General features: G+C 46.7%; 2 rRNA genes. Both read right to left on the bottom strand.

What is annotated here, in order from left to right:
• Nucleotides 1–119: ribosomal RNA gene (locus MHZ95_RS20780) — 23S ribosomal RNA — on the bottom strand; the annotation flags it as partial.
• A gap of 356 nt (nt 120–475) precedes the next feature.
• Nucleotides 476–589: ribosomal RNA gene (locus tag MHZ95_RS20785) — 16S ribosomal RNA — on the bottom strand; the annotation flags it as partial.

The raw sequence follows: 589 nt of genomic DNA on the forward strand, positions 1-589 counted from the left end.
ATTCGGAAATCTCCGGATCAAAGCTTACTTACAGCTCCCCGGAGCATATCGGTGTTAGTGCCGTCCTTCATAGGCTCCTAGTGCCAAGGCATCCGCCGTGCGCCCTTTCTAACTTAACCTTCGGCTTCCGATACACATCGCATTGCGTTGTCAGCTGCGTTCGTTCACATCCTCACGTGCCAAAGCACGCTCCGGTGTTCACTCACTTGCTTCCTAGCACTGCTCGTGTCTCGAAACCCTTTCAGTGACTCTTTTACATATAGCGATATACATAAAATCGTCTTAAAAAGGTATTGCATAAACAAATCACAAAAGGATTTGTTCGGTTGATTCTTGATTTGTTACTTTCAATGTCGTTTTATCCAGTTTTCAAAGAACAAGTTTGAAGCATTCATCAAAAGGATGAACCTTCAAAACTGAACGCAAAACGTTAACTTGCAGACCCCTTGGGTCTACATTCCGAAATATTCCTTAGAAAGGAGGTGATCCAGCCGCACCTTCCGATACGGCTACCTTGTTACGACTTCACCCCAATCATCTGTCCCACCTTCGGCGGCTGGCTCCCGTAAGGGTTACCCCACCGACTTCG

It is taken from the genome of Sporosarcina sp. ACRSM, from assembly GCF_022346545.1.
Classification (GTDB): domain Bacteria; phylum Bacillota; class Bacilli; order Bacillales_A; family Planococcaceae; genus Sporosarcina.